This window comes from Burkholderia sp. Tr-20355 (assembly GCF_017104685.1).
GTDB lineage: Bacteria > Pseudomonadota > Gammaproteobacteria > Burkholderiales > Burkholderiaceae > Burkholderia > Burkholderia seminalis.
The window spans coordinates 1-2,160 of record NZ_JAAGPK010000353.1; the positions used below are offsets into that span (position 1 = coordinate 1).

Here is a 2,160-nt window from a genome sequence, read left to right on the forward strand (position 1 = left end):
CGCGGCGCGGCGGGCAAGCGCGGGCTAGGCGGGCGGCCGCCGCGCCGCTACACTCCGACGGTTCCCGCCCCGGCGCCTCGCTCGCCCGTTTCATCATGACCGCCACCGCCCGCCCGTCGTCCGCCGCCCTGCAGGGCGCGCTTTATGTCGCGCTGTCCGCGGCCGCTTTCGGCGCGATGGCGATTTTCGGCCGCTACGCGTATGCGGCCGGTGTCGACGTGCTCGGGCTGCTGATCGTGCGCTTCGCGATCGGCGGCGCGGTGCTGGCCGCGATCGCGCGACATCGTCGCGTCGCCTGGCCGCGCGGACGCGCGCTCGTGCCGCTCGTCGCGATGGGCGCGCTCGGCTACGTCGGGCAGTCGTTCTGCTATTTCAGCGCGCTGCAGCACGCGCAGGCGAGCCTCGTCGCGCTGCTGCTGTACCTGTATCCGGCGTTCGTCACGCTGCTGGCCGCGTGGTGGCTGGGCGAGCGCCTGACGCGCGCGAAGGCCGTCGCGCTCGTGCTGTGCGTCGCGGGTTCCGCGCTGATGGTCGGCGGCGGGCATGGCGAGCCGCTCGGGATCGCGCTCGCGCTGGCGGCCGCGGTGATCTATTCGCTGTACATCGTCGGCGGCACGAAGGCGACGCGCGGCGTCGATCCGCTCGCGACGACGGCGATCATCTGCCTGTCGGCGACCGCCACGCTCATGGTGATCGCCGTCGTGCGGACCGCCGCGTTCGGCGCGCCACCGCGCTGGCCCGCGACGAGCGGCGGCTGGGCGGCGATGCTCGCGATCGCGCTGGTGTCGACGGTCGCGGCCATGCTCGCGTTCTTCTCCGGGCTCGAACGGCTCGGGGCCGCGCGGACGTCGATGCTGTCGACGCTCGAGCCGGTCGTGACGGTCGCGCTCGCGGCGCTGCTGTTCGGGGAAGCGTTGTCGCCGCTGCAGTGGGCGGGCGGCGTCGCGATTCTGGCGGCGGTGCTGGCGCTCGTGCGCGCAGGCGGCGCGGCCGCCGACGATGCGACCGCGACGTCGAACGCATAGTCGGGGAGGGGCGCGACGCGGGCGCCGCGTCGGCGCCTGCGGTGCCGGCCCGCATCGCGTGTCGCCGGCGGGCCTGACGCTTACTCGTTGGGCGGCGGCGTCTTCGGCCGGAATTCGCACAACGGCTCGATCGCGCAGTGCCAGCATTCGGGCTTGCGGGCCTTGCACACATAGCGCCCGTGCAGGATCAGCCAGTGATGCGCGTCCTGCAGGAATTCCTTCGGCGTGAACTTCTCGAGTGCGGTCTCGACGGCCCGCACGTCCTTGCCCGGCGCGAGCCCCGTGCGGTTCGCGACGCGGAAGATATGCGTGTCGACCGCGATCGTCGGCTGGCCGAACGCGGTGTTCAGCACGACGTTCGCGGTCTTGCGGCCGACGCCCGGCAAGCCTTCGAGCGCTTCGCGATCGGCCGGCACCTCACCGTCGTAGCGCTCGAGCAGGATCCGGCTCGTCGCGACCACGTTCTTCGCCTTGGTCCGGTACAGGCCGATCGTCTTGATGTACTCGGTGACGCCTTCCTCGCCAAGCGCGACGATTTGTCGCGGGGTGTTCGCGACCGGGAACATCTTCCGCATCGCCTTGTTGACCGATACGTCGGTCGCCTGCGCGGACAGCATCACGGCGATCAGCAACTCGAACGGCGTCGAGTATTCGAGTTCGGTGGTGGGATGCGGATTGAGGCTCTGCAGCGTTTCGTAGATCGCGCGTCGTTTGCTGGCGTTCATGGGGCGTTCTGGTCGGGCGGCGCGGATGGGCTGCCTGGGTCGTCGTTGCCTGCGTCGTTCGGTTGATCGTTGCCGCTTGCCGCCGCGGCGTCGGCGTCGCGCCGCGCCTGCTGTTCGGCGAGCCGTTTGCGGCGCGCCTCGGCCGCGTCGATCTGGGCCTGGACGGCTGCGCTCACGCCTTCGGTGTTCTTCGGCCCGGCGCCTTGCCCGGACAGTTCTTCCTTCTTCTTGCGCGCGCGTTCGAGCGCGGCGGCGATGATCGCGCGCTTCTTCGCTTCGGCGTCGTCGGCGGCCGGGGCGTCCGGCGGGGCCGCCGGGTGGGGGCCCGCGGCCGATCGGAAGAGCGGCGTGTAGGGGAAGGGTGTTAAGGTCAGTGTAGCTTTCGAGTCGGGGTGTGTCATAGCAAGATA

At 71.3% G+C, this 2,160-nt stretch carries 2 protein-coding genes and 1 pseudogene; 1 reads left to right on the forward strand and 2 read right to left on the reverse strand.

Annotated features, from left to right (window positions below; all coding sequences use genetic code 11):
• The first annotated feature begins 95 nt into the window (after nucleotides 1–95).
• The gene (locus G3N62_RS35255) at nucleotides 96–1,025 is read left to right on the forward strand and encodes a DMT family transporter (RefSeq protein ID WP_124670609.1); all 930 of its coding nucleotides are present in this window, start codon (nucleotides 96–98) and stop codon (nucleotides 1,023–1,025) included.
• Between the two features lie 80 nt (nucleotides 1,026–1,105).
• On the opposite strand, the gene nth is transcribed toward G3N62_RS35255, so the two are convergent.
• A complete protein-coding gene (nth, locus tag G3N62_RS35260; RefSeq protein ID WP_034190738.1) occupies nucleotides 1,106–1,750 on the reverse strand; it encodes an endonuclease III in 645 nt (214 codons plus the stop codon).
• A pseudogene (locus G3N62_RS35265) lies at nucleotides 1,747–2,160 on the reverse strand (hypothetical protein); the annotation flags it as partial. The pseudogene G3N62_RS35265 and the gene nth, both read right to left, overlap by 4 nt.

Bases quoted from the DNA above. Each gene is read 5' to 3' on its own strand.
- nth (WP_034190738.1), bottom strand. From the start codon at position 1,750: ATGAACGCCAGCAAACGACGCGCGATCTACGAAACGCTGCAGAGCCTC.
- G3N62_RS35255 (WP_124670609.1), top strand. From the start codon at position 96: ATGACCGCCACCGCCCGCCCGTCGTCCGCCGCCCTGCAGGGCGCGCTT.